The 23,712-nt window shown below is 66.0% G+C and carries 20 protein-coding genes and 3 pseudogenes; 17 read left to right on the forward strand and 6 right to left on the reverse strand.

All coding sequences use genetic code 11. The features are described 5' to 3' along the window. Positions 1-5: 5 nt before the first annotated feature. On the reverse strand, positions 6-1,790 hold the full coding sequence (gene mptB / locus JWS14_RS37650) for a polyprenol phosphomannose-dependent alpha 1,6 mannosyltransferase MptB (protein ID WP_072942085.1): 1,785 nt from the start codon (positions 1,788-1,790) through the stop codon (positions 6-8). Between the two features lie 132 nt (positions 1,791-1,922). Here mptB and JWS14_RS37655 point away from each other — a divergent pair, with 132 nt between their 5' ends. The 13 genes and pseudogenes from JWS14_RS37655 (at position 1,923) to JWS14_RS37715 (ending at position 13,718) form a co-directional block, all read left to right on the forward strand. Beyond that, positions 1,923-2,672, forward strand: coding sequence for a helix-turn-helix transcriptional regulator (locus JWS14_RS37655; protein ID WP_275957901.1), 750 nt, complete (start codon positions 1,923-1,925; stop codon positions 2,670-2,672). A 95-nt stretch (positions 2,673-2,767) separates the two neighbouring features. Next, positions 2,768-4,228: a Fe-S cluster assembly protein SufB gene (gene sufB / locus JWS14_RS37660; protein ID WP_072942082.1), complete on the forward strand. Its 1,461-nt coding sequence runs from the start codon at positions 2,768-2,770 to the stop codon at positions 4,226-4,228. Then, complete coding sequence (gene sufD / locus JWS14_RS37665; RefSeq protein ID WP_095860612.1) at positions 4,228-5,457, forward strand: Fe-S cluster assembly protein SufD; 1,230 nt, start codon at positions 4,228-4,230, stop codon at positions 5,455-5,457. The genes sufB and sufD overlap by 1 nt, the downstream gene beginning before the upstream one ends. 45 nt (positions 5,458-5,502) lie before the next feature. After that, entirely contained in the window at positions 5,503-6,312 is an 810-nt protein-coding gene (gene sufC / locus JWS14_RS37670) for a Fe-S cluster assembly ATPase SufC (RefSeq protein ID WP_072942079.1), read from the forward strand. A 6-nt stretch (positions 6,313-6,318) separates the two neighbouring features. Next, a complete protein-coding gene (locus tag JWS14_RS37675) occupies positions 6,319-7,578 on the forward strand; it encodes a cysteine desulfurase (RefSeq protein ID WP_206015430.1) in 1,260 nt (419 codons plus the stop codon). Further along, positions 7,575-8,090, forward strand: a complete 516-nt coding sequence (gene sufU / locus JWS14_RS37680; RefSeq protein ID WP_072942076.1) for a Fe-S cluster assembly sulfur transfer protein SufU — start codon at positions 7,575-7,577, stop codon at positions 8,088-8,090. Before JWS14_RS37675 ends, sufU begins: the two co-directional genes overlap by 4 nt. After that, the gene (locus JWS14_RS37685) at positions 8,087-8,506 is read left to right on the forward strand and encodes a metal-sulfur cluster assembly factor (protein ID WP_072942075.1); all 420 of its coding nucleotides are present in this window, start codon (positions 8,087-8,089) and stop codon (positions 8,504-8,506) included. Before sufU ends, JWS14_RS37685 begins: the two co-directional genes overlap by 4 nt. A gap of 130 nt (positions 8,507-8,636) precedes the next feature. Next, positions 8,637-8,828, forward strand: a pseudogene (locus JWS14_RS37690) (hypothetical protein); the annotation flags it as partial. 73 nt (positions 8,829-8,901) lie between these two features. Then, a complete protein-coding gene (locus JWS14_RS37695) occupies positions 8,902-9,168 on the forward strand; it encodes a hypothetical protein (RefSeq protein WP_167372157.1) in 267 nt (88 codons plus the stop codon). A gap of 216 nt (positions 9,169-9,384) precedes the next feature. After that, positions 9,385-10,272 carry an AurF N-oxygenase family protein gene (locus JWS14_RS37700; RefSeq protein ID WP_072942073.1) on the forward strand — a complete coding sequence of 296 codons (888 nt, stop codon included), beginning with the start codon at positions 9,385-9,387 and terminating at the stop codon, positions 10,270-10,272. A gap of 16 nt (positions 10,273-10,288) precedes the next feature. Further along, on the forward strand, positions 10,289-11,689 hold the full coding sequence (locus tag JWS14_RS37705) for an FAD/NAD(P)-binding protein (protein ID WP_206015431.1): 1,401 nt from the start codon (positions 10,289-10,291) through the stop codon (positions 11,687-11,689). A gap of 15 nt (positions 11,690-11,704) precedes the next feature. Beyond that, a pseudogene (locus JWS14_RS37710) lies at positions 11,705-12,003 on the forward strand (DUF4193 domain-containing protein); the annotation flags it as partial. A gap of 308 nt (positions 12,004-12,311) precedes the next feature. Further along, positions 12,312-13,718, forward strand: coding sequence for a selenium-binding protein SBP56-related protein (locus JWS14_RS37715; RefSeq protein WP_206015432.1), 1,407 nt, complete (start codon positions 12,312-12,314; stop codon positions 13,716-13,718). A 221-nt stretch (positions 13,719-13,939) separates the two neighbouring features. Here JWS14_RS37715 and JWS14_RS37720 read toward each other — a convergent pair whose 3' ends face one another. Beyond that, positions 13,940-14,377, reverse strand: a complete 438-nt coding sequence (locus JWS14_RS37720; RefSeq protein WP_241031566.1) for a WS/DGAT domain-containing protein — start codon at positions 14,375-14,377, stop codon at positions 13,940-13,942. Between the two features lie 14 nt (positions 14,378-14,391). Here JWS14_RS37720 and JWS14_RS50340 point away from each other — a divergent pair. Beyond that, positions 14,392-14,493 (forward strand): annotated as a pseudogene (locus JWS14_RS50340) (transcriptional repressor LexA); the annotation flags it as partial. Between the two features lie 38 nt (positions 14,494-14,531). Here the strand turns inward: JWS14_RS50340 and ku are convergent. Together ku and JWS14_RS37730 are read right to left on the reverse strand one after the other, a co-directional pair. Next, positions 14,532-15,419, reverse strand: coding sequence for a non-homologous end joining protein Ku (gene ku / locus JWS14_RS37725; protein WP_452589427.1), 888 nt, complete (start codon positions 15,417-15,419; stop codon positions 14,532-14,534). Between the two features lie 40 nt (positions 15,420-15,459). After that, positions 15,460-16,608 carry a lycopene cyclase family protein gene (locus JWS14_RS37730; RefSeq protein ID WP_206015434.1) on the reverse strand — a complete coding sequence of 383 codons (1,149 nt, stop codon included), beginning with the start codon at positions 16,606-16,608 and terminating at the stop codon, positions 15,460-15,462. A gap of 346 nt (positions 16,609-16,954) precedes the next feature. Here JWS14_RS37730 and JWS14_RS37735 point away from each other — a divergent pair, with 346 nt between their 5' ends. Both JWS14_RS37735 and JWS14_RS37740 read left to right on the forward strand, forming a co-directional pair. Continuing rightward, positions 16,955-18,586, forward strand: coding sequence for an ABC-F family ATP-binding cassette domain-containing protein (locus tag JWS14_RS37735; protein WP_072942064.1), 1,632 nt, complete (start codon positions 16,955-16,957; stop codon positions 18,584-18,586). 72 nt (positions 18,587-18,658) lie between these two features. Then, positions 18,659-18,874, forward strand: coding sequence for a helix-turn-helix domain-containing protein (locus tag JWS14_RS37740; protein WP_179377512.1), 216 nt, complete (start codon positions 18,659-18,661; stop codon positions 18,872-18,874). A 25-nt stretch (positions 18,875-18,899) separates the two neighbouring features. On the opposite strand, the gene JWS14_RS37745 is transcribed toward JWS14_RS37740, so the two are convergent. Together JWS14_RS37745 and acnA are read right to left on the reverse strand one after the other, a co-directional pair. After that, entirely contained in the window at positions 18,900-19,466 is a 567-nt protein-coding gene (locus tag JWS14_RS37745) for a TetR/AcrR family transcriptional regulator (protein WP_206015435.1), read from the reverse strand. A gap of 176 nt (positions 19,467-19,642) precedes the next feature. Then, a complete protein-coding gene (gene acnA, locus JWS14_RS37750; RefSeq protein WP_206015436.1) occupies positions 19,643-22,444 on the reverse strand; it encodes an aconitate hydratase AcnA in 2,802 nt (933 codons plus the stop codon). Positions 22,445-22,751: 307 nt separating this feature from the next. Here acnA and JWS14_RS37755 point away from each other — a divergent pair, with 307 nt between their 5' ends. Continuing rightward, positions 22,752-23,360, forward strand: a complete 609-nt coding sequence (locus JWS14_RS37755) for an Rv1476 family membrane protein (RefSeq protein ID WP_206015437.1) — start codon at positions 22,752-22,754, stop codon at positions 23,358-23,360. Positions 23,361-23,712: the final 352 nt, after the last annotated feature.

Here is a 23,712-nt window from a genome sequence, read left to right on the forward strand (position 1 = left end):
GGGAATCAGCGTAAGCCCTGGCCGGGTGTGACCCGGCCGGTGCCCCGGCTTTCCGCGCCGGCGTCGTCCCGGGGCGGATCCTGCGGTTCCGGCACGGCCTGTTGCTGCCCCGGACCGACCCGCCACGGCAGGCGGTTGCGGGTGATCACGATCAGCGTTCCCGCCGTGAAGATGGTGGCGATGGCGGCCTGGACGATGACGAAGGGCTGGTACTCGCCGCCGTTCGGCATCAGGATGACGCTGACGATGGACGAGAAGACGATCGCGGGGACCCGGAACGCGGGTGCAGTGGCCCAGGCGGCGAGCGGCAGGACCGCCCACAGCAGATACCAGGGCTGCACCACGGGGAACAGCAGGACGACCGCGCCGAGGGACAGTCCGAGCGCGCCGACCGCGTGGATGCGGCCGACGAGGGTGGCGACGAGCATCCGGAGTGTGATGAACGCCGCAGCGACGGCGGCGATCGGCCGGGTCAGGCTCAGCACCGCCGTCGTGTGATCGCCGAGGCCCAGCAGAACCCCGGCCAGTCCGGTGCCCAGCCCGAGGAGCGTGGGAATCGACATCCAGCTGCGGACCGCGTTCGCCGTGCCGAGCGTGTGCACCCAGCCGATGCCGAGCCCGCTGGACGTGCTGATGACGAGGGTGACCACCAGGGCCACCCCGCCGAGCAGTGCGGCCGCGGTGAGCACCGCTTTCGGGGTTCCGCCCCATCGCCTGGCCAGCGCCATCCCGACGAATCCCAGCGCGAGCAGGGAGGGGATCTTGATCGTCGACGACAGGGCGATGAGCGCCGCCCCCGACAGCAGCAGGAGAAGGGACTGCCCGCGGATCGGATCCGCCCGTTCGACGGCCCGCAGCGCCAGTTCGATCCCGGCCAGCATGAGGCCGAGCATCAGCGCCTCGTTGTGGATCCCGGCGACCAGGTGGAACAGCAGCAGGGGGTTGGCGGCGCCCAGCCAGAGGGCGCTGACCTCGGCGACGCCGCAGCGGCGTGCAAGGCGGGGGAGCGCCCACACGATCATGGCCACACCGGCGAGCGCGAGCAGCCGGTGCAGGAAGATTCCCGCGACGATGTTCTCGCCGGTCAGCCAGCTGATCCCGCGACCCATCCAGAGGAACAGTGGGCCGTACGGCGCCGGTGTGTCCCGCCAGATCGTCGGCACGGTGCGGGTCAGGACGTGATCGACGCCGAGAGCGCCCGCGGGACCGATGGCGTAGGGGTCGAGCCCGCGGGCCGCGATCTCGCTCTGCGCGAGGTACGAGTACACGTCCTTGCTGAACATCGGCGGCGCGACGGACAGCGGGATGATCCACAGCAACAGGGTGCGGTCGAGCTGGGACCGGTTGAGGCGGCGCACGGCCCCCGACTGCAGGCTGCCGATCGCGAACCGTCCGAGCAGCAGCCACGCAAGCACGATCATCACCGTGCCGGTCATGGCGAGGGTCAGCGCGACGCTGGGGATCCGGGCGGGAAGTCCGATGATGCGCAGCCCTTGGACGGGGTTCTGCAGTACCGGTTGGGCGCCGGCGCCCAGTGCGCCGACGGCCATCAGGACGGCGCCGGTCGCGCCGAACCGGCGGATGCCGCGGAGCTGCGCGGTCTCCTGCCCGTTCAGGCCTGCGGTCTCCGGTTCGTCGCCGTGCAGCGCGGCCGCCACCGACGAGCGGGGGGAGGGTCCGTCGATGCCCAGCGCCCGCCGGACGAGCTCGGCCGGATGTCGAAGAGCGGCGCGAGCCGTCAAGGTCGGCTCCGCGCGGGTCGGCTCCGGGTTCTCGGGGGTCTGCGGCACACAGGCAGCGTAGCGGTGCGCCGAACACGGCCGGTTCGGCCAGTATTCCCGCGCCCGGGCGGCACATAATCACAGGTGTAAGGCAGGGCACCCTTAGTAGACCTGCGATCGGAATTCCGTCACACTGGTGTTGTGAAAACGGATACGACACCACGTGCAGCGAAGGAAAGCGCAGTTCACGCGCCTCCTTCGGCGGCGCCTGTCGCAACCGCGTCACCCGTCGCCGTGGGCCACGAAGGGCACACCCGCGCGGCCGTCGTGAAGCTCCTCCTCGAGGAGGGACCCATCACCGCGTCGGAAATCGGAACCCGCCTGGGCCTGAGCGCCGCAGGCGTCCGTCGCCATCTCGACGCACTCCTCGAATCCGGCGAGGCGCGCGAGGCGTCCTCCGTCGCCGTGCGTCACCGCGGACGGGGACGGCCCGCCAAATACTTCCAGATCACTGCCAAAGGCCGCGGCAGACTCGGTCACGCGTACGACGACCTCGCGGGCGCGGCCATGCGCCAACTGCGGGAGGTCGGGGGAGACGCCGCGATCACCGAATTCGCTCGCCGCCGAGTGCAGGCGATCGTCGGCGACGTCACCCCGGCCGCGGATCAGAGCGCCGAAGGCCTCGAAACCACCGCCGACGCCATCGCCGACGCGTTCACCACCGCCGGATTCGCGGCCTCGACCCGCCCGGTCGGCAACGGCGTGCAGATCTGCCAGCACCACTGCCCGGTCTCGCACGTCGCCGAGGAATTCCCGGAACTGTGCGAAGCCGAGCAGGCCGCGTTCGCCCAACTGCTCGGCACCCACGTCCAGCGGCTCGCGACCATCGCGAACGGCGACTGCGCCTGCACCACCCACGTTCCACTCGTCCCACCGTCCGGCCCCAAATAGCAACGCTATCCCGATAGATCCCCTAGTCAGCAACCTGTTTTCCACCGGCGACCAGCCCTCGCCGGTCTCGTAACAAGACTCCGGAAGGAGCTCGCATGACCGTCACATCAGACCAGGTGACATCCACTGCGTCGGCCAACGCCGAGCCGCTCACGCAGGAAGAGACCATCGCGTCACTCGGGCATTACGGGTACGGCTGGTCCGATTCCGACGAGGCCGGTGCCAGTGCGCAGCGCGGTCTGTCCGAAGACGTCGTGCGCGACATCTCGGCGAAGAAGAGCGAACCGGACTGGATGCTCGACATCCGTCTGCGTGCGCTGAAGACCTTCGACAAGAAGCCGATGCCGAACTGGGGATCGGACCTCGAAGGCATCCACTTCGACAACATCAAGTACTTCGTGCGCTCGAGTGAGAAGCAGGCCGAGAGCTGGGAAGACCTGCCCGAGGACATCAAGAACACGTACGACAAGCTGGGCATCCCCGAGGCCGAGAAGCAGCGCCTCGTCGCCGGTGTCGCGGCGCAGTACGAGTCGGAGGTCGTCTACCACTCGATCCGTGAGGACCTCGAGTCGCAGGGCGTCATCTTCCTCGACACCGACACGGGTCTGAAGCAGCATCCCGAACTGTTCCGGGAGTACTTCGGCACGGTCATCCCGGCCGGCGACAACAAGTTCTCCGCGCTGAACACCGCGGTGTGGTCGGGTGGCTCGTTCATCTACGTCCCGCCGGGCGTGCACGTCGACATCCCGCTGCAGGCCTACTTCCGCATCAACACGGAGAACATGGGCCAGTTCGAGCGGACCCTGATCATCGTCGACGAGGGCGCCTCGGTGCACTACGTCGAGGGCTGCACGGCACCGATCTACAAGTCCGACTCGCTGCACTCCGCGGTGGTCGAGATCATCGTGAAGAAGGGCGGCCACTGCCGCTACACGACCATCCAGAACTGGTCGAACAACGTCTACAACCTGGTCACCAAGCGGACCAAGGTGGAGGCCGGCGGATCCATGGAGTGGATCGACGGCAACATCGGTTCCAAGGTCACCATGAAGTACCCGGCCGTCTGGATGATGGGCGAGCACGCCCGCGGCGAGGTTCTCTCCGTGGCATTCGCCGGTGAGGGCCAGCACCAGGACACCGGTGCGAAGATGCTGCACCTCGCGCCGCACACGTCGTCGACCATCATCAGCAAGTCGGTGGCCCGCGGCGGCGGCCGCGCGTCCTACCGCGGACTCGTCCAGGTCAACAAGGGCGCCCACGGCTCCAAGTCGACGGTCAAGTGTGACGCCCTGCTGGTCGATCAGATCAGCCGCTCGGACACCTACCCCTACGTCGACATCCGGGAGGACGACGTGACCATGGGTCACGAGGCCACCGTGTCGAAGGTGAGCGACGACCAGCTGTTCTACCTGATGAGCCGCGGGCTCACCGAGGACGAGGCCATGGCCACGGTCGTGCGCGGCTTCGTCGAGCCGATCGCCAAGGAACTCCCGATGGAGTACGCCCTGGAACTGAACCGCCTGATCGAACTGCAGATGGAAGGGGCGGTGGGTTAGTGACCACGCCAGAAACTGGTGTCCAGAATCTCGGAGTCACGGGAGCCGTCGCCGGCGAGAATCCGCGGATAGCGCGGACGTCCACCGGCTCGCCGATCGCCAACAAGGGCGAGGTCTTCACGTCGTTCGACGTCAACGCGTTCGAGATCCCCGGTGGTCGTGACGAGGTCTGGCGGTTCACCCCGCTGCGCCGTCTGCGCGGACTGCACGACGGATCGGCCGTGGCGAGCGGCACGGCCACCGTCGACGTCGCAGGCCCGGACTCCGTGAAGGTCGAGACCGTCGGCCGCGACGACGACCGGCTGGGCAAGGCCGGCGTTCCCGCCGACCGTGTTGCCGCACAGGCGTACTCGGGTTTCGAGACGGCGACCGTCGTGACCGTCGGCCGCGAGGTCGAGGTCGCGGAGACGATCAACATCACGATCACGGGCCCGGGCGAGGGCAAGGTCGCCTTCGGGCACCTGCAGATCCGGCTCGACGCGTTCGCGAAGGCGACCGTCGTCATCGACCAGCGCGGCAGCGGCACGTTCGCCGAGAATGTCGAATTCGTGCTCGGCGACAGCGCCCACCTCACCGTCGTCGCCGTCCAGGACTGGGCGGACGACACCGTGCACGTGGCGTCGCATCACGCGCGCCTCGGCCGGGACGCGGTCCTGCGGCACAACGCCGTGAGCCTCGGCGGCGACCTCGTCCGCCTGTCCGCGACCGTCAAATACGACGGTCCCGGCGGCGACGCCGAACTGCTCGGTCTGTACTTCGCCGACGCGGGACAGCACTTCGAGCAGCGACTGCTGGTGGATCACTCGCAGCCGCACTGCAAGTCCAACGTGGTCTACAAGGGCGCCCTGCAGGGTGATCCGGAGTCGGGGAAGCCCGACGCCCACACCGTGTGGGTCGGCGACGTGCTGATCCGTGCGGCGGCCGAAGGCACCGACACGTTCGAGCTGAACCGCAACCTCGTCCTCACGGACGGTGCCCGCGCTGACTCGGTCCCGAACCTGGAGATCGAGACCGGCGAGATCGTGGGTGCCGGCCACGCCAGCGCCACGGGTCGATTCGACGACGAGCAGTTGTTCTACCTGCGCGCCCGCGGAATCCCCGAGGACGCGGCACGGCGACTCGTCGTGCGCGGGTTCTTCCACGAGATCATCAACAAGATCGCCGTCGCCGAGATCCGCGAGCGTCTCGAGGCTGCCGTCGAGGCGGAACTCGCCGCAGTCGGCGTCTGAGCCGCGCCGCCGGACCATTACTTCCCATTTCTTCGAAGGATCACAATGTCTACCCCTGACGCTTCCACCCCCGAAACCTCGGTCCTGGAAATCAAGGACCTGCACGTCGACGTCGCGAACACCGACGAGAACGCCGAACCGATCAACATCCTCAAGGGTGTGAACCTGACGGTTCGGTCCGGCGAGACGCACGCGATCATGGGGCCCAACGGTTCCGGCAAGTCGACGCTGTCGTACGCCATCGCGGGTCACCCCAAGTACCAGATCACCTCGGGGTCCATCACCCTCAACGGTGAGGACGTCCTCGAGATGAGCGTCGACGAGCGGGCCCGCGCGGGACTGTTCCTCGCGATGCAGTACCCCGTCGAGGTTCCCGGCGTCTCGATGTCGAACTTCCTGCGCACCGCGGCCACCGCCGTCCGTGGCGAGGCCCCGAAGCTCCGCCACTGGGTGAAGGAGGTCAAGGAGGCGCTGACCGAACTCGACATCGACCCCTCGTTCGGCGAGCGCAGTGTCAACGAAGGTTTCTCCGGCGGTGAGAAGAAGCGCCACGAGATCCTGCAGCTCGGCCTGCTGAAGCCGAAGATCGCGATCCTCGACGAGACCGACTCCGGACTCGACGTCGACGCCCTGCGCGTCGTCTCCGAGGGTGTGAACCGCTACAAGGAGCGCGAGCACGGCGGAATCCTGCTGATCACGCACTACACGCGCATCCTCCGGTACATCAAGCCGGAGTACGTCCACGTGTTCGTCGGCGGTCGCGTCGTCGAGTCGGGCGGGCCGGAACTGGCCGACGAGCTCGAGGCGAACGGCTACGAGCGCTTCACCCAGGCTGCAGCAACGCAAGGAGCATAAACGCAGATGACCACCTCGGTGCGCGTATTCGACGTCACCCGGATCCGGGAGGACTTCCCGATCCTGGCGCGTACGGTCCGCGACGGAAAACCGCTGGTGTACCTCGATTCGGGTGCCACATCGCAGCGCCCGAATCAGGTGCTCGACGCCGAGAGGGAGTTTCTCACCACCTGTAACGCCGCCGTGCACCGAGGCGCTCACCAGCTCGCCGAAGAGGCCACGGACGCGTACGAGAACGCGCGTGCGGCGATCGCCGAGTTCGTCGGCGCCGACAGCGACGAACTCGTGTTCACCAAGAACGCGACGGAGTCCCTCAACCTCGTCACCCACGTCCTCGGCGACGATCGCTTCGAACGGCACCTCGGTCCCGGCGACGAGATCGTCATCACCGAGCTCGAGCATCACGCCAATCTGGTGCCGTGGCAGGAGCTTGCGCGCAGCACCGGTGCCACGTTGCGCTGGTACGGCGTCACCGACGACGGCCGCATCGATCTCGACTCGCTCGAGCTGACCGATGCCGTCAAGGTCGTGTCGTTCACCCACCAGTCCAACGTGACCGGGGCGGTGGCACCGGTCGAGGAACTGGTCCGCCGCGCCCGCGCGGTCGGCGCACTGGTGGTGCTCGACGCCTGCCAGTCCGTCCCGCACATGGCGGTGGACTTCCACGCGCTCGGAGTCGACTACGCGGCGTTCTCCGGGCACAAGATGCTCGGCCCGTCCGGCGTGGGTGTCCTGTACGGGCGCCGCGAACTGCTGAACGCGATGCCGCCGTTCATCACCGGCGGCTCGATGATCGAGACCGTCACGATGGAACGCACCACCTACGCGCCGCCGCCGCAGCGGTTCGAGGCCGGCGTTCCGATGACTTCGCAGGTGGTCGGTCTCGGCGCCGCGGTCCGGTATCTCGACGAGATCGGGATGGACGCAGTCGCCGCGCACGAGCACACCCTGGTCGAGGCGGCACTGGCAGCGCTCGGCGCCATTGACGGCGTGCACATCATCGGACCCACGACCGCCGAGAACCGTGGTGGGGCAGTGTCGTTCGTGGTCGACGGGATCCACGCGCATGATCTCGGCCAGATCCTCGACGACGAGGGCGTCGCCATCCGCGTCGGCCATCACTGTGCCTGGCCCCTGCACCGGCATTTCGGTGTCGCGGCCACGGCGAGGGCGTCGTTCGCGTTGTACAACACGGTCGACGAGGTCGCCGCTCTTGCGGCGGCGGTGCGGCGTGCCCAGGAGTTCTTCGGGGAGGTTCCTGCATGAGAATGGAACAGATGTACCAGGAAGTGATCCTGGACCACTACAAGCATCCCCACGGCCGCGGCCTTCGTGAACCGTTCGGCGCCGAAGTCCATCACGTCAACCCGACGTGCGGCGACGAGGTGACGTTGCGCGTGCAACTCGCCGACGACGGCACGGTGGTGGATGTGTCGTACGACGGCCAGGGCTGCTCCATCAGCCAGGCGTCGACGTCGGTGCTCACCGATCAGGTGGTGGGGATGCCCGTCGAGCAGGCGCTGCAGACCGTTGCCGCGTTCAACGAAATGGTCAGCAGCCGCGGTACCGTCGAGGGTGACGAGGACGTCCTCGGGGACGGCATCGCCTTCGTCGGCGTCTCGAAGTACCCGGCCCGCGTGAAGTGCGCGTTGCTGGGATGGATGGCATTCAAGGACGCGGTTGTTCAGATAGTGGACGACCGCGTCGTGGACGAACAGGATTCGGCCGTTCCGACAGCAGACGGCGAACCAGCTCGAATCGGAGGACAGGCATCATGAGCGAGACGCAGACGCCGCAGGCGGACGCCGCAGCCGCACCGGAGCAGGCGCCGGCGGACCAGGGCGGCGAATCCGCGCCCGCCGCATCGGGTGCGATCACCGACCCGAAACGCCTCGAGGAGCTCGAGGAGGCGATGCGTGACGTCGTCGATCCCGAACTCGGCATCAACGTCGTCGATCTCGGCCTGGTGTACGGGATCACCGAGGACGAGGACGTCGTGACCCTCGACATGACCCTCACGTCGGCGGCGTGCCCGCTGACCGACGTCATAGAGGACCAGTCTCGCGGTGCACTCGTGCGCAGCGGGCTGTGCAACGAATTGAAGATCAACTGGGTGTGGCTCCCGCCGTGGGGCCCCGACAAGATCACCGAGGACGGCCGCGAGCAGTTGCGCGCCCTCGGTTTCACGGTCTGACGACCCACCACCGTTGACGGAGGGGCTCGGCGAGAACCATCTCGCCGAGCCCCTTTTCTCGGTGCCCGAACGGTATGACGATCGATGCCGTGGCCTACTCGGAGCGGGACATGACACCATCACTGCTGTGATGGCGGCGAAACCGCGGCACGCGCGGGTCGAAGATGTCCACGAACTCGCCCTGAGAATGCCTCACGCCGAGGTCGAATACGGGCCTCGCGGCAACCCCATCTCCCAGGTGGGCGGTAAATCGTTCGTGTTCTTCCGAACCCCGCGCCCCGACGCCGTCGTCGACCCTCTAACCGGAGCGCGATTCACGGACGAGCTGCCGACGCGGATCGTCCATGCCCAGTGCGACCCGGTGCCGACCTCGGTCCCGGTGCACCGCCGGGGCGGTGAGCACGGGCGACTCCGGGTCTGATGCGTCGGTATCGGCCGGTTGGGGTGGCGAACGCGAGCAGCGCGGATCTCTTGCGGACCAGTGCTGCACCGAGGGCGGCGATCGCTCCGAATTCCAGGCGCAGGCTCCATGTGCCGATGACATGATCTGGGAGTCGAGCACGATTGCGATTGCGGCGAGCGCGGTGGTCGGCGTCGACTCGTTCAAGAGCGTCAGCGCCATGGTTTCCCAGAACAACTGCGTGTTACTTGAATTCTCATGAAAAACGCCGAAACATTCGAGATCAATTCAGTGGATGCCGCAACCTGATCGTCGAGTCGGTGGCGGGGTACGCTGCGATGGCTGTTGTAACCGACTCGAATGCCGGGCGGAACACAGTTGAGACAGAGCGCAAGGTGAGTTTTTGCGCCCGAGATAATCACATTAGCTCTAATCGATTCGAGATTCGATTGGAACGGAATATAGGAGTAAAGAAAGGATGACGACATCCGGAAGCGATGCGATATTCGAGACTCTCTTGGAATCGGCCAAGCGCCTCTCATTCGATCCGCGGGACCCCCTAGTTTGCGAACCCGATTCAGGTGGCGTCGAATTTCACGGGATGACACCTGAGTGGTCGCCTCTGTTCGGCACCGCTACGTGGGACTCCATGACCGAGCCGGAGCGCGTCCGCCTCACCAGAAGCGAGGTTGCGCAGTTCCTGGGCGTCGGAATCTGGCTGGAGGTGGGATTGCAGGTGGCATTGCTGCGGGCGAGCCACAGCGCGGACCCCGCCCGCTCGGACGTCAAGTTTCTGTTCAATGAATGCGCCGACGAGAATCTGCACTCGTTGATGTTCGTCAACGTCATCGACAGCATCGGATCGCATTTCTATAGGCGCGACCGCTCACTGGATTTTTTCGGATGGCTGTTTCGGACCATCGCGTGGGACGAGGTGGCGTACGGAATCGTGCTGGCCGGAGAAGAGATCTTCGACGTCATGCAACGCGACTGGATGGCGAGCGAAGACGTTGCCGCGCCCATCCGCAGGGCTTGCTATATCCATGTTATCGAGGAAGCCCGGCACATGGCGTACGCGCGTCAGAAAATCCGGACTCGGTTGATCACGATTTCGCGCGTCCGGCGGTTTATCAGCACCTTGGTCATCGCGATGGGAACGCATCTCATCGCGAAGAGCCTGATCAATCGTCGAATGTACGAGGATCTCGGCCTGGATTGGAAGGTCGTGGGCGCGGAAATCGACGCAAACGAACACCACCGGATAATGTTCCGCAGGGCCGCAGAACCGTTTATCGAATTCCTGAGCAGAGAAGGGCTGCTGAATTTCGGCGCGCGATGGATCTACCGAAAATCGAATCTTCTCTGAGCAAGCAGGAGTCGTTGTGACCCACGTTGTCCTGGGGCATTGCTGTAAGGATGCCTCGTGCGTGCGAGTGTGCCCGCAGAACTGCATTCATCCCGCCCCGGGTGAAGCGGGTTTCGAGTCGGCCGAGACGTTGTTCATCGACCCGCGCTCGTGTATCGATTGCACTGCCTGCGTCGAGGCCTGCCCGGCGTCTGCCATCAAACCCGAGTGGACGTTGACCCTCACCGAACGACGCGACGCGGCCCGCAACGCAGAGTTCTTCGAGCAGGCTCCCGAGTCCCGGCCCCTGTCGCGACGGATCCGCTTCGAGCAACCGCTGGGCAGGCCGAGTGACAGGCTGAGGATCGCCGTCGTTGGATCCGGGCCGGCGGCGATGTACACCGTTCGCGAACTCCTCCGGCGATCGACCTCGGTACGCATCACCGTCTTCGAACAGCACGGCGAGATCGGGGGCCTACTGCGCCGGGGTGTCTCCCGGGACCACATCGGCGTTCGCGACATGATCCGGCTCTTCGACGTGCCCTTCAACGACGATCGCGTCACGATCATCCACAACACAGAAGTCGGTGTGGATGTCTCGGTCGACGATCTCCGGACCAGATTCGACGCCGTAGTGCTCGCGTGTGGCGCTTCACAACCGCGCAGACTCGGACCTACGACTGCGGATCGCGGCGAGGGTGTCTATGAGGCCATCGACATTCTGGTGGCCGAGAACTGTGGGGTGTCCGGCTTTCGCCCGCGCGGGCCGCTGGGACCGAGATCCATCGTGATCGGGGCGGGAAACGTCGCCTTCGATGTCGTCCGATGGATGGCCAAGACACGCGACCGAGGTGCCGCGGCAGAAGCGGTGACGGAGGTGGTCGTGTTGTCGCGATCGGCCCCCGATCGCGCCTCCTTCACGCCGTCGGCGTTCTACGAACTTCTGGACCTCGAGAATGCCGAGGTGCTGATCGACCGCTCCGGCCGCCGGCCGGTCGCCGCTGCGGACACCCCGTTGCTCCGTGACCTTGCCGCCCTGCCGGCTGCCGATATCTGGGCGGCAGACGGCCCGACCGCCACCGCCGCGGGCCTGCTGCGCGTGGTGTTGTCCTTCGGACAGGAGGTGACCGATCTCGGGAAGACAGCGGCCGGCGGCGTCGCCGTCACCACGACGACCGGTCGGACCTTCCTCGCGGACTCCGCGATATGCGCGACCGGATTCACGACGAAGCAGATCGACGGCATCCCCGTCGACGGGCGGGGGCTGGTGCCCAACCGCCGAGGACGAGTGATCTCTCTCGAGACGGGCGAACCGCTCGACGGACTGTATGTCGTCGGCTGGGCGAAACGAGGCGCCTCCGGCGGCGTCGGCGACAACCGCAGCTGCGCCTCGGGGACCGTGACACAGCTCGCCGCAGACCTGCACTCGCGGGTGTGACGCCCGGGTCGGCCGACCGACTACGACCACCCAGAGTTACCAACACCGACGACGAGCCATCCGAGCGCTCGCTCGACCAGCTCGAGGCCAGAAGGAACGAATCGCAGTCGGCCGTCGTCGACGTCGAGGAGACGGACACCGCGGAGTCCTTCGAGCTGCCCGGGGCCGACTTGTTCGGCGAGGTATTCCCGGTACGGGAGATTCCCGAGGAGGCAGACGAATTCACCTGCACCAGTTGTTTTCTCGTCCATCACCGCAGCCGCCTCGCGGGCACGGCCGGTGGGCAGATGATCTACCTGGACTGCGCCGGCTGAGCACATCCCAGTATGCTGGGATTTCAGAACCGGACCGTGTATGACTGCATATCTATGCGGGATTCCCGCAAGTGCTGGAGTTGCCGGGTCGAGCCGGTTCCGCCCGTCGTCCGCTTCTCCTATCCTTAGTGGGTATCCATGTCCCGATACGCGGTAGACGGGCGGGTGTTTGTGCGCGCAGACGGGTTTGGTGTACACCGAGAGCCCGTGCGTCCTTTCTCATCGCTGCGACCCCGTGGGCGCGGGTTGCGGTACTTGTAGCAGGAGGTATGAGCGGGTCTCGTCGTATCGATACGAAGGAGGCTGAGATGAGTCAGCCAACTATGGACCCGACCTTCTATCGCAGCGCAGCCGAGGCGGCCGCCGCCGCACCGGAGCAACTGGCCTACGTGGTCGCGTTCGATCGCGCAGCGGAGAAGCCCGATGCGCTGAGCGTGATCGACGTGGATCCCGGCTCGGGCACATACGGCCGGGTGGTGGGCTGGACCGAGGTACCCCATCGGGGCAACGAGTTGCACCACTTCGGCTGGAACGCCTGTAGCAGCGCGCTGAAACACGAGGGTCACCACATGGAGGGGTTGGCTCGCCGGTACCTGATCGTGCCGGGTCTGCGCTCGTCCAACCTGTATGTGTTCGATACTCAGCCCGATCCACGTCAGCCCACGCTGGCCAAGATCGTGGACAGCGCCGAGCTCGCAGCCAAGGCCGGTTACTCCCGACCACACACGTTGCACTGCGGGCCGGACGGCGTGTTCATGACCTGCCTCGGCGGTGCCGACGAATCGGACGGGCCGGGCGGGATCGCACTGCTCGATCACTCCACATTCGGTGTGCTCCGGCAATGGGAGACCGACCGGGGGCCTCAATATCTCGCGTACGACGCCTGGTGGCACCTCAACCAGAACACACTGATCAGCAGCGAGTGGGGCACGCCGTCGATGATCGAGGACGGGCTGGTACCGGAGCTGTTGCTGGAGAACAAGTACGGCCACGCGATCCATTTCTGGGACCTCGGCACCGGCAAGCACCAGCAACGAGTGGACCTCGGCGCGCAGCACCAGATGCCGCTCGAGCTGCGCCCGTCGCACGACCCGGAGGCCACGTGGGGATTCCTCGGCGTGGTGATCTCGACCGAGGATCTGTCGGCCTCGGTGTGGCGTTGGCACCGCGACAGGGACAGCTGGGCGGTGGACAAGGTGATCACTATCCCGGCCGAGCCGGCCGATCCCGACCTGTTGCCGCCTGCGCTGAAACCGTTCGGTGCGGTGCCACCGCTGGTGACCGATATCGACCTGTCGGTCGACGACAAATTCCTCTACGTCTCGTGCTGGGGTATCGGGGAACTCAAACAGTTCGACGTGCACGACCCAGCCAGCCCCATAGAGACCGGGTCCGTCCGGCTCGGAGGGATCGTGGGCCACAGCACTCATCCGGCGGCACCGAACCGGTCGCTGTCCGGTGGCCCACAGATGGTCGAGATCAGCCGTGATGGTCGGCGGGTCTACGTCACCAACTCCCTTTACGGCGCCTGGGACGACCAGTTCTACCCGGACGGGGTTGGTGCCTGGATGGCCGAGATGCACGCCGATCCTCGCGGCGGAATGACCATCGACGAGGCCTTCTTCCCTCATGACGAGGACTTCCGGGGTCTGCGGGTGCACCAGGTTCGCCTCCAGGGCGGCGATGCCTCGTCCGATTCATACTGCTACCGGTAGCAGTCGGCGTCGGCGCGCCGTACGTGATCACGCCCATCGCCGACACCTGATGAGGGGCAGCCGGATTCCCCGGCTGGCAACGGTTCCCAGTAACACATATGGTGACGTGTCGTGGTGGAGGATCCGCTCTACAGGGCGGCCTCCACGCGAGATCGTGTCCGGGTAGAGCTGTGACTTTCTACATGTTCGGGTCGGTATGGTGGCGCCGATGACGAGAGCGGTTACCTCGATACCGGGGGACGGCCGGGGCGCAGGTTTTCGACGTTGCGGGTGCACGCGGTCAGTTCGGAGAGGGCCTGGTGCAGCTGCTCGGTCACGTCCCACACATCGGGGACGAGGTTTCGGCAGGCGATGATGCCGACGTCGAGGTGCCGGCCGTAGGACATGGCGGCGACGGTGATGTCGCCGGCCACGTCGCTGACGGCGGAGACGGGAAAGTTCCCGGTCACCTCGATGCCCGCGGTATAGAGCGGCTGAGCAGGGCCGGCGGCGTGGGAGATGATCAGGTTGACCCGTGGCGTGGGCATGGTCAGCGCCCGCAACGGTGTTCGCGAGATCAGACCGCGCAGCGCCCGCGGCAGCGCGGCGCCGAAGTCGCGGGCGAGGGTGGCGGGTGCGGTGCGGAAACGTCGGGGTGCCGCCGTGAGCGAGGTGTGCACCTTTCGGAGGCGGTGGCCATGTCTCCCTCGAGCCCCGTAATCCGGCCTACACCGCGATTGACGGCGACGACGCAGTCGTCCTGGGCAAGGTGGTATCGGTGATCCGCCGGATCTGAGGAGTTCCGGGTCCGTCCGGCCGCGCCCTGTCGTCGATTCAGGCGCGTTTGCGTTCCGAGGTGGACGACTTCGCTGTGGCCTTCTTCGCCGCGGTCTTGGCCGGGGCCTTCTTCGCCGGCGTCTTCTTGGCGGGTGCGGCCTTCTTCCCCGCGGCATCGACGCTGCGCTGCAGTGCGGCGACGAGATCCACCACTTCGGCGTCCTCGCCGCTCTTCTCGACCTCGGCGACGGGAATGACCTTCTTGCCGCCCGACTCGATCATCTCGTCGAGCAGTTCACGCAACTGCACCTGGTAGTCGTCGGTGAATTCGGTGGGGTCGAAGTCGTCGGCCATGCTGTCGACGAGGGTCTCGGCCATCGCGAGTTCCTTCGCCTTCGGCTTGTCCACGTCGTCGAGTGAGGAGAACTCGGCCGCGCGTACCTCGTCCGGCCACAGCAGAGTCTGGATCACCAGCACTCCGTCTCGCGAGCGCATCGCGGCCAGTCGGGTGCGCTGGCGGAGCGTGAAGTGGACGAGAGCGGTGCGGTCGCTGTTCTCGAGGGCCGTGGCGAGTAGGACATAGGCCTTCGGAGAGCTGGAATCCGGTTCGAGGAAGTAACTCTTCTCGAACAGAATGGGGTCGATCTGTTCGGTCGGCACGAACTGCAGAACGGGAATCTCGTGTTTCTCGGCGGCGGGTAACTTGCCGAAATCGTCGTCGGTCAACACCACTCGGACGCCGTCATCGGAGTCGTAGGCCTTGTCGATATCGGCGTATTGGACGACGTTGCCGCATTCGGAGCACACGCGGTTGTATTTGATCCGGCCGCCGTCCTTGGCATGGACCTGGTGAAATCTGATGTCGTGATCTTCGGTTGCCGAATAGACCTTGACCGGCACGTTCACGAGTCCGAACGCTATCGAGCCCTTCCATATCGACCGCATGCGTTCCATGATGGTCTCCTTTTCGCGTTCGCGCGACAGTTCATCGAACTTCCCGGCGAAGCGTGGAACGGAGAATCACACCGCGGATATCGCCGGAGGATGCGAGAAACATCCGGCCCATTGCCGACAGTGTTCCACGCGGATTCGACCGTTCGGACAGATATGCGGCCTGCAGTTGCGGCGGCAGATCGAAGAAATGCCCGAAGAATTCGGGGACGTGCTCGGGCCCCAGATCCAAAAGGACGCGCAAACCGATCGATCGCAGTGACGCGACGGCGCGAGCCTTCCACGGCCACAGTCGCGCGTTCGAGCCGTCACGAAGGTCCCGGGCCAGGGCATCTGCGTACAGAAGTGACGCGGCGACGCTGTAGCCGGTGCCGGGGTGCATCAGCCCGGCGCGGGCTCCGAAGCGCACCTGGTCCGAGCTGTGGGAACGACCGGCCTCGGGTGGTGGCTCCACGGCGAACCTCACGCGCTCGACGTCCGAATGGGACGGCACGGTGATGCCGCGCGCCCGGAGCCGGTCGTGGAGTCTGGTGGCGAGTTCGGAGATCGGGAGTGGGGGCCGGCCGACGAGGCAGGTCTCCTCGAGCAGGAACCGGTCCCGGGTGAGCGGGACCCCGTAGAGGAAGGACGGCGCGTCCATGGATGACGTGCCGTTGTCGCGGCGCCAATCCATGAACACCGCGGCCTCGCCGCCCAGTGCGTGCGCGGCCGTGCCGGGGTCCACTACGACGCCGTACGCCGTCTGCTGGGCGAGGTCGGGGCTGTCGCCCGTACCCCGGGCATCGACGACGGCGTGAGCGTTCAGCGTCGAACCGTCGTCCAGTCGGACGGAGGTGGGGGAGATGTCCATCGCTCTACCTGCGATAACAGTTCCGCAATTGTCACCGAGTATTGATTGCAGCCTAGGTGTATTCAAAACGCAGTAGGTGCGATCGATAGTGTGGCGGCGCATTGTCCACGCTGCCGGGCGGTCGGTTCTCGTCGCGACGGCATCCCGCGGGAGCCAGTCGGGGAGTTCGTCTTCCCAGGCGGCGTACGTCGCGGTCCACGACCGACGGGGGAGCGGATCGACCGATACGACTGCCGAACCGAGGGCGGTGGCCCGGTGGGCGAGGGCGCGGCCGGCGGGGCCGAGGCCGACGATCGCGACGTCCCAGATCGGCGGACGGGAAGTGGCTGTCACGCCGCCAGCCTGTCACGGCTGCCGAGTTTTCCGCCGCCATGCGACCCGATTCCATAGTCGGACCGTGACGGAACGCTGCAGTTTCCAGAATTCTAGATTGGGCAGCTCACCATCGAACCAACCGAACTCACCACCGTGCACTGGTCCAGACAGCATTTTTCACGTTCCGTCCAGCAGCGAAGGCCGGGGCGGAGGTCGCCGGGGGATCGGATACGGCGGCGAACGTTAGCGGAATCACTGACGGGCGTGTTCCGAGTGGGCGGCAGTCGGGTAAAATTGCTGGTTCGTGTGTTCTTTGCGCAGTTTCTCTCATTAAGCGCCTGTGTCATATTCCTAGGAGTTCTTGTTGATCACCGCTACCGACCTGGAAGTTCGAGCTGGAGTGCGGACGTTGCTGTCTGCTCCCGGGCCGGCTTTGCGGGTGCAGCCCGGCGACCGCATCGGGCTGGTCGGCCGTAACGGTGCCGGCAAGACGACCACCCTCCGCATCCTCGCGGGGGAGGGGGAGCCGTACGCGGGAGCCGTCGTACGCACCGGCGACCTCGGGTACCTCCCGCAGGACCCGAAGGAAGGCGACCTCGACGTCCTCGCGAAGGACCGGGTGTTGTCCGCGCGCGGTCTCGACTCGCTGCTGCGGGACATGGAGAAGCAGCAGATCCTGATGTCGGAGGTCGTGGACGACGCCGAACGCGACAAGGCGGTCCGCAAGTACGGCAACCTCGAAGACCGGTTCTCCGCCCTCGGCGGGTACGAAGCCGAGAGCGAGGCGGCACGCATCTGCAACAGCCTCGGACTGGCCGACCGCATCCTCGGTCAGCAACTGCACACCCTGTCCGGTGGTCAGCGCCGCCGAGTCGAACTGGCGCGCATCCTGTTCGCCGCGTCGGACGGCAGCGGCGGACGGTCGGACACGACCCTGCTGCTCGACGAGCCCACTAACCACCTCGACGCCGACTCGATCACGTGGCTGCGGGGATTCCTGCAGAACCACGAGGGTGGTCTGATCGTGATCAGCCACGACGTCGATCTGCTCAACGACGTCGTGAACCGGGTGTGGTTCCTCGACGCCGTACGCGGCGAAGCCGACGTGTACAACATGAGCTGGAAGAAGTACCTCGACGCCCGCGCGACCGACGAGCAGCGTCGCCGGCGTGAGCGCGCGAACGCGGAGAAGAAGGCCGGAGCGCTCCGCGCGCAGGCCGCGAAGCTCGGCGCGAAGGCCACCAAGGCCGTGGCGGCGCAGAACATGGCGAAGCGCGCCGACAAGCTGATGTCGGACCTCGACGCGGAACGCGTGTCCGACAAGGTGGCCCGGATCCGGTTCCCCGAGCCGGCCGCGTGCGGCAAGACTCCGCTGATGGCGGAGAACCTGACCAAGGTCTACGGGTCGCTCGAGATCTTCACCGGAGTGGACCTCGCGATCGACCGTGGGTCACGCGTCGTCGTGCTCGGCCTCAACGGTGCGGGTAAGACGACGCTGCTGCGCATCCTCGGCGGCGTCGAGACCCCCGACGCCGGTGGACTCGTCCCCGGCCACGGACTGAAGATCGGCTACTTCGCGCAGGAACACGACACCCTCGACGACAACGCGTCGGTGTGGGAGAACATTCGCCACGCGGCGCCGGACACGGGGGAGCAGGAGCTGCGTTCGCTGCTCGGTGCGTTCATGTTCACCGGCCCGCAGCTCGAGCAGCCGGCGGGCACACTGTCCGGCGGAGAGAAGACCCGCCTCGCGCTCGCGGGGCTCGTGTCGTCGGCGGCGAACGTCCTGCTGCTCGACGAGCCGACGAACAACCTCGACCCCGTTTCCCGCGAACAGGTGCTCGACGCGCTCCGCAGTTACACCGGTGCCGTCGTGCTGGTGACCCACGACCCGGGTGCCGCCGAGGCGCTCGACCCGGAGCGGGTCATCCTCCTGCCCGACGGCACCGAGGACCACTGGTCGCAGGACTACCTGGAACTGATTCAGCTCGCCTGAGCCGGCGCGTAGATATCGCGGTCGCTCCGCTCTACCGTGGAAACCACCGTCGCTCGCCGACTGGAGGAGTTCATGGCTGACATCGGGGTCTTCGCCAAGAGCGCTCGGATCACGGGACCGTCGCGTGCCGATCTGCAGGCGGAGCTGAAACAGCGCTATCAGGCCGGGGCGAGTATTCGTTCCCTCGCCCGGGAAATGGGGCGATCGTACGGATTCGTCCGCAACATTCTCGCGGAGTCCGAGGTGGAGCTCCGCGGACGAGGCGGAGCTCACCGTCGTAGGACCTGACCGGCGTCGGTGAGGGAGTGCCGTGTCAGTCGCGGCGTCGGACGGATTCCTCGACGAGATCGAGCACGGCCGACAGGTTCTCACCGGCGTGCCCGGAGGCGATGCGCGCGACGAGGCCGTCGAGCACGAGGTCCAGGTAGCCGATGAGGACGTCGGTCGGCACGTCGTCGCGGAGGCGGCCGGCCGACTTCTGCCGCGCGAGGCGTGCCATGGTCGCCTCGGTCAGTTCCGCCGACCGTTGCGACCAGCTTCTGCGGAAGTCGGGATCGTTCCGCAGCCGCCGGGCGATTTCGAGTCGGGTTCCCAGCCAGTCGAACTGGTCGGGCTGGGCGAGCATGTCCCGCATCACCTGGACGAGACCCTCGTGGGCGACCACGTCGGCCATCCTGGTCGCGTCCTCGTGGGCGAGCGCCAGGAACAACCCGTCCTTGTCCTTGAAGTGATGGAAGATCGCCCCGCGTGACAGTCCGGTCACTTCCTCGAGCCGGCGGACGGTGGCGCCGTCGTAACCGTATTCTGCAAAGCATCGGCGGGCGCCGTCCAGGATCTGACTGCGCCGGGCCGCGAGATGGTCTTCACTGACCTTGGGCAAAGTGCCTCCTTCGTCGGCCTGTGCAATGTTGTCGGCCCTTCGCGAGAAAAGGTGACCTCAAGCACTGAGCGCGCACGACCAGTCATTCGGGACGGTGAGATCCGCTCGAAGTGGTCGTGCGCGCTCAGTGCCTGTTCAGGCCGGAAACACGCACAGGCGCGGAGCGCCTAGAGCGCCTAGCCCTTGATCATGTTGCGGAGCACGTACTGCAGGATGCCGCCGTTGCGGTAGTAATCCGCTTCACCGGGGGTATCGATGCGTACGACTGCGTCGAACACGACCTTCTCGCCGTTCTCGCGCGTTGCCGTGACCTTCATGGTCTTCGGGGTGACGCCCTCGTTGAGCTTCTCGACGCCTTCGATGTCGAAGGTCTCGGTGCCGTCGAGCTTCAGCGACGCAGCCGACTCGTCGACCGGGAACTGCAGCGGAACGACGCCCATGCCGATGAGGTTGGAGCGGTGGATGCGCTCGAACGACTCGGTGATGACGGCCTTGACGCCGAGGAGGCTGGTGCCCTTGGCGGCCCAGTCACGCGACGATCCGGAGCCGTACTCCTTGCCGCCCAGGACGACCAGCGGGATGCCGGCTGCCTGGTAGTTCTGCGACGCGTCGTAGATGAAGGCCTGCGGGCCGCCGTCCTGGGTGAAGTCGCGGGTGTAGCCACCGGAGACCTCGTCGAGGAGCTGGTTGCGCAGACGGATGTTCGCGAACGTTCCGCGGATCATCACCTCGTGGTTGCCGCGACGCGAGCCGAGCGAGTTGTAGTCCTTGCGCTCGACGCCATGGGAATCGAGGTACTGCGCGGCGGGGGTGCCGGACTTGATCGGACCTGCCGGGCTGATGTGGTCGGTGGTGACCGAGTCGCCGAGCAGGGCGAGGACGCGAGCGCCCTTGATGTCCTTGACCGGAGCCGGATCCTTCGGCATGCCGTCGAAGTACGGAGCCTTGCGGACGTAGGTCGAGTTCTCGTCCCACTCGAAGGTGTCACCCTCAGGGGTCGAGAGGTTCTGCCAGCGGCTGTCGCCCGCGAAGATCGTTGCGTAGGACTTGCGGAACATGTCCTGGCTGATCGCCGTCTTGATGGTCTCTTCGATCTCCTGTGTGGACGGCCAGATGTCCTTCAGGAACACGGGGTTGCCATCGCTGTCGTCGCCGAGCGAGTCGGTTTCGAAGTCGAAGTCCATGGTTCCCGCAAGGCCGTAGGCGATGACGAGCGGCGGGGAGGCCAGGTAGTTCATCTTGACGTCGGGGGAGATGCGTCCCTCGAAGTTGCGGTTGCCCGAGAGCACCGCGGTCACCGACAGGTCGTTGTCGTTGATGGCCTTGGAGACTGCCTCGGGCAGCGGGCCGGTGTTGCCGATGCACGTGGTGCATCCGTAGCCGCCGAGGTAGTAGCCGAGCTTCTCGAGGTACGGCCAGAGGCCGGCCTTCTCGTAGTAGTCGGTGACAACCTGTGAACCGGGTGCCATGTTGGTCTTGACCCACGGCTTGGTGGCGAGGCCCTTCTCGACGGCATTACGCGCAAGCAGCGCAGCGCCGAGCATGACCGACGGGTTGGACGTGTTGGTGCAGGACGTGATGCCGGCAACGACGACGGCGCCGTGATCGAGAACGAACTCGCCTGCGTCGGACTTGACGACAACCGGCTTGCTCGGGCGGCCTTCTGCGCCGTTGGCGGCGGAGTGAACGTCGACTGCTCCGTCATCGGCAAACGACAGAACTGCGGGATCGGACGCCGGGAAGGATTCCTCGACGGCCTCGTCGAGCTGAGTGTGCTCGGTCGGATAGTTCTCTTCCACGTAGTTGTGGATGTCCTTGCGGAACGCGGTCTTCGACTCCGACAACAGGATTCGGTCCTGAGGGCGCTTCGGGCCGGCGATCGAGGGAACAACGGTTCCCAGATCGAGCTCGATGTACTCGGAGAAGACGGGCTCCTTGTCGGGATCGTGCCACAGGCCCTGTTCCTTGGCGTAGGCCTCGACGAGGGCGAGCTGCTCGTCGCTGCGGCCGGTGAGGCGCAGGTAGTCGATCGTCTCGCTGTCGATCGGGAAGATCGCTGCGGTGGAACCGAATTCGGGGCTCATGTTGCCCAGGGTTGCGCGGTTCGCGAGCGGAACCTCGGCAACACCCTTGCCGTAGAACTCGACGAACTTACCGACCACGCCGTGCTTGCGGAGCATCTCGGTGGCGGTGAGCACGACGTCGGTCGCGGTGACGCCGGGCTTGATCTCACCGGAGAGCTTGAAGCCGACAACGCGGGGGATGAGCATGGAGACCGGCTGGCCGAGCATGGCTGCCTCGGCCTCGATGCCGCCGACGCCCCAGCCCAGCACGCCCAGGCCGTTGACCATGGTGGTGTGCGAGTCGGTGCCGACACAGGTGTCGGGGTATGCCTGGCCGTTACGGGCCATGACGGTCGGTGCCAGGTATTCGATGTTGACCTGGTGAACGATGCCCATTCCCGGGGGGACGACCTTGAAGTCGTCGAATGCGCCTTGGCCCCAGCGGAGGAACTGGTAACGCTCGCCGTTGCGCTCGTATTCGAGGTCGACGTTGCGCTCGAGTGCATCGGCCTGGCCGAAGATGTCGAGAATGACCGAGTGGTCGATGACCATGTCGGCGGGGGAGAGCGGGTTGACCTTGTTGGGGTCGCCGCCGAGGGTGGTGACAGCCTCACGCATGGTGGCGAGGTCGACGACGCAAGGAACGCCGGTGAAGTCCTGCATGATCACGCGAGCCGGCGTGAACTGGATTTCGATGCTCGGCTGAGCCGAGGGATCCCAGCCTGCAATTGCGCGGATGTGATCCGCGGTGATGTTGGCTCCGTCTTCGGTGCGGAGAAGGTTCTCGGCGAGAACCTTCAAGGAGTAAGGCAATTTCTCGGTGCCGGGGACGGCCGCGAGTCGGAAGATCTCATAGGAGTTCTCACCGACCTCGAGGGTTCCCTTTGCTCCGAATGAATCAATACTGGTGCTCACGTCAGCTCCACTCGTCTATGTGAGGGTCGCCACCGACGGGGCTGTGTCGACGGCTGCAGGCACTGCGGGCACGGCTGATCCGTGTGCGCTGTCGAGCTAGCGATGTACGGAATCGGCCCCTACCGCGGTACCTCCGGTAGTCTAACAGTACGCTTGTCCTGTGAGAATTCGGGGCGGAAACGGGCCCGTACTCCCGGCGATTCTCCACTACCGCGGCGGGGATGCGGCCGGACGGAACGGAACTTCGGGGACTCCTCACGTAGTGTTCACGCGAGGCTTACGTTCCTACAGCACACCCGGATGAGAGATGCCTGCCCCTATCGCCACCGCACTTCCTGCCCGTGTCACGGTTCCCGTCCATTCGGCCCTCCCGTTGTCGACGGACCTTCCGGAAGAGATCGACGTCTCCGACGTGGTCGCGGACGTGTCCGACGACGGGGTGTCGGCACCGTCCGACGAGACCGGTGAGCTCGCCGCCGTCGTCGACCGCGCGGCCGAGCACGGCATCAAGCTGAGCATCGTGGTGCTGGACGAGGATCCAGGCCGCGACTCGCAGCTACGCGACCTCGCGACCGAGGTCGGCGCAGAGGAGGGCGGCACCGTTCTGGTGCTGAGCCCCAGCTGGGTCGGCACGTACAGCGATTCGATCAGCCGGGTGCTGCTCGAGTCGGGTCAGGACCGCACGTATACCGGCGACGCGGTGGTCTCCGCGAATCACTTCGTCGACGAGGTGATGGAGCCGGGACCGCCGTGGGCCCTGTTCACCGCCGTCATCGTGGCGATCGTCGTCATCGCGTCGGCCGCGACGTTCTTCGCGAAGTCGCGCCGGGCGTCCGGCTCGAAGGACGGCGACGCCGCGAAAAAGGGTGATGGTGCCGCGGGCGCCGGCACGACGTACGAGCGACAGAAGCCCTGACGCCTTCCGAATTCCCGGGATAACTCGGCGGCATTTTCACGATTCGCCCGTGTGCGGCCGCTGCCTGCGTCGATGCGCGTAAATGGCGCCGACGATTCACAGTTCGACATTTCCGCTGGTCAAATTACTCATGTGTTATTTGTGACTAAAGTTTCCATAGAGTCCGGAAGTGTCGTACGGTGCATTTGGCGCTCTTGGGGAAGAAGTGTCGCAGGCTGGTGATTGACGTCCAGAGTGACGGCGTTCCGGCGTACGTCGGTGTCGCCGAAACACGGAAGGTGTGACTGCCGCAAATTCTCCCCACGACGAGCACAGCGCGGCCTGCGCGATCGGTGCAGAACCGAGGGAGAGA

This window comes from Rhodococcus koreensis, assembly GCF_017068375.1.
In the GTDB taxonomy this organism is placed as follows: domain Bacteria; phylum Actinomycetota; class Actinomycetes; order Mycobacteriales; family Mycobacteriaceae; genus Rhodococcus_F; species Rhodococcus_F koreensis.

Bases quoted from the DNA above. Each gene is read 5' to 3' on its own strand.
- JWS14_RS37755 (WP_206015437.1), top strand. From the start codon at position 22,752: ATGCCTGCCCCTATCGCCACCGCACTTCCTGCCCGTGTCACGGTTCCC.
- JWS14_RS37740 (WP_179377512.1), top strand. From the start codon at position 18,659: ATGGCTGACATCGGGGTCTTCGCCAAGAGCGCTCGGATCACGGGACCG.
- JWS14_RS37685 (WP_072942075.1), top strand. From the start codon at position 8,087: ATGAGCGAGACGCAGACGCCGCAGGCGGACGCCGCAGCCGCACCGGAG.
- JWS14_RS37700 (WP_072942073.1), top strand. From the start codon at position 9,385: ATGACGACATCCGGAAGCGATGCGATATTCGAGACTCTCTTGGAATCG.
- ku (WP_452589427.1), bottom strand. From the start codon at position 15,419: ATGCGGTCGATATGGAAGGGCTCGATAGCGTTCGGACTCGTGAACGTG.
- JWS14_RS37715 (WP_206015432.1), top strand. From the start codon at position 12,312: ATGAGTCAGCCAACTATGGACCCGACCTTCTATCGCAGCGCAGCCGAG.
- sufU (WP_072942076.1), top strand. From the start codon at position 7,575: ATGAGAATGGAACAGATGTACCAGGAAGTGATCCTGGACCACTACAAG.
- sufC (WP_072942079.1), top strand. From the start codon at position 5,503: ATGTCTACCCCTGACGCTTCCACCCCCGAAACCTCGGTCCTGGAAATC.
- sufB (WP_072942082.1), top strand. From the start codon at position 2,768: ATGACCGTCACATCAGACCAGGTGACATCCACTGCGTCGGCCAACGCC.
- JWS14_RS37675 (WP_206015430.1), top strand. From the start codon at position 6,319: ATGACCACCTCGGTGCGCGTATTCGACGTCACCCGGATCCGGGAGGAC.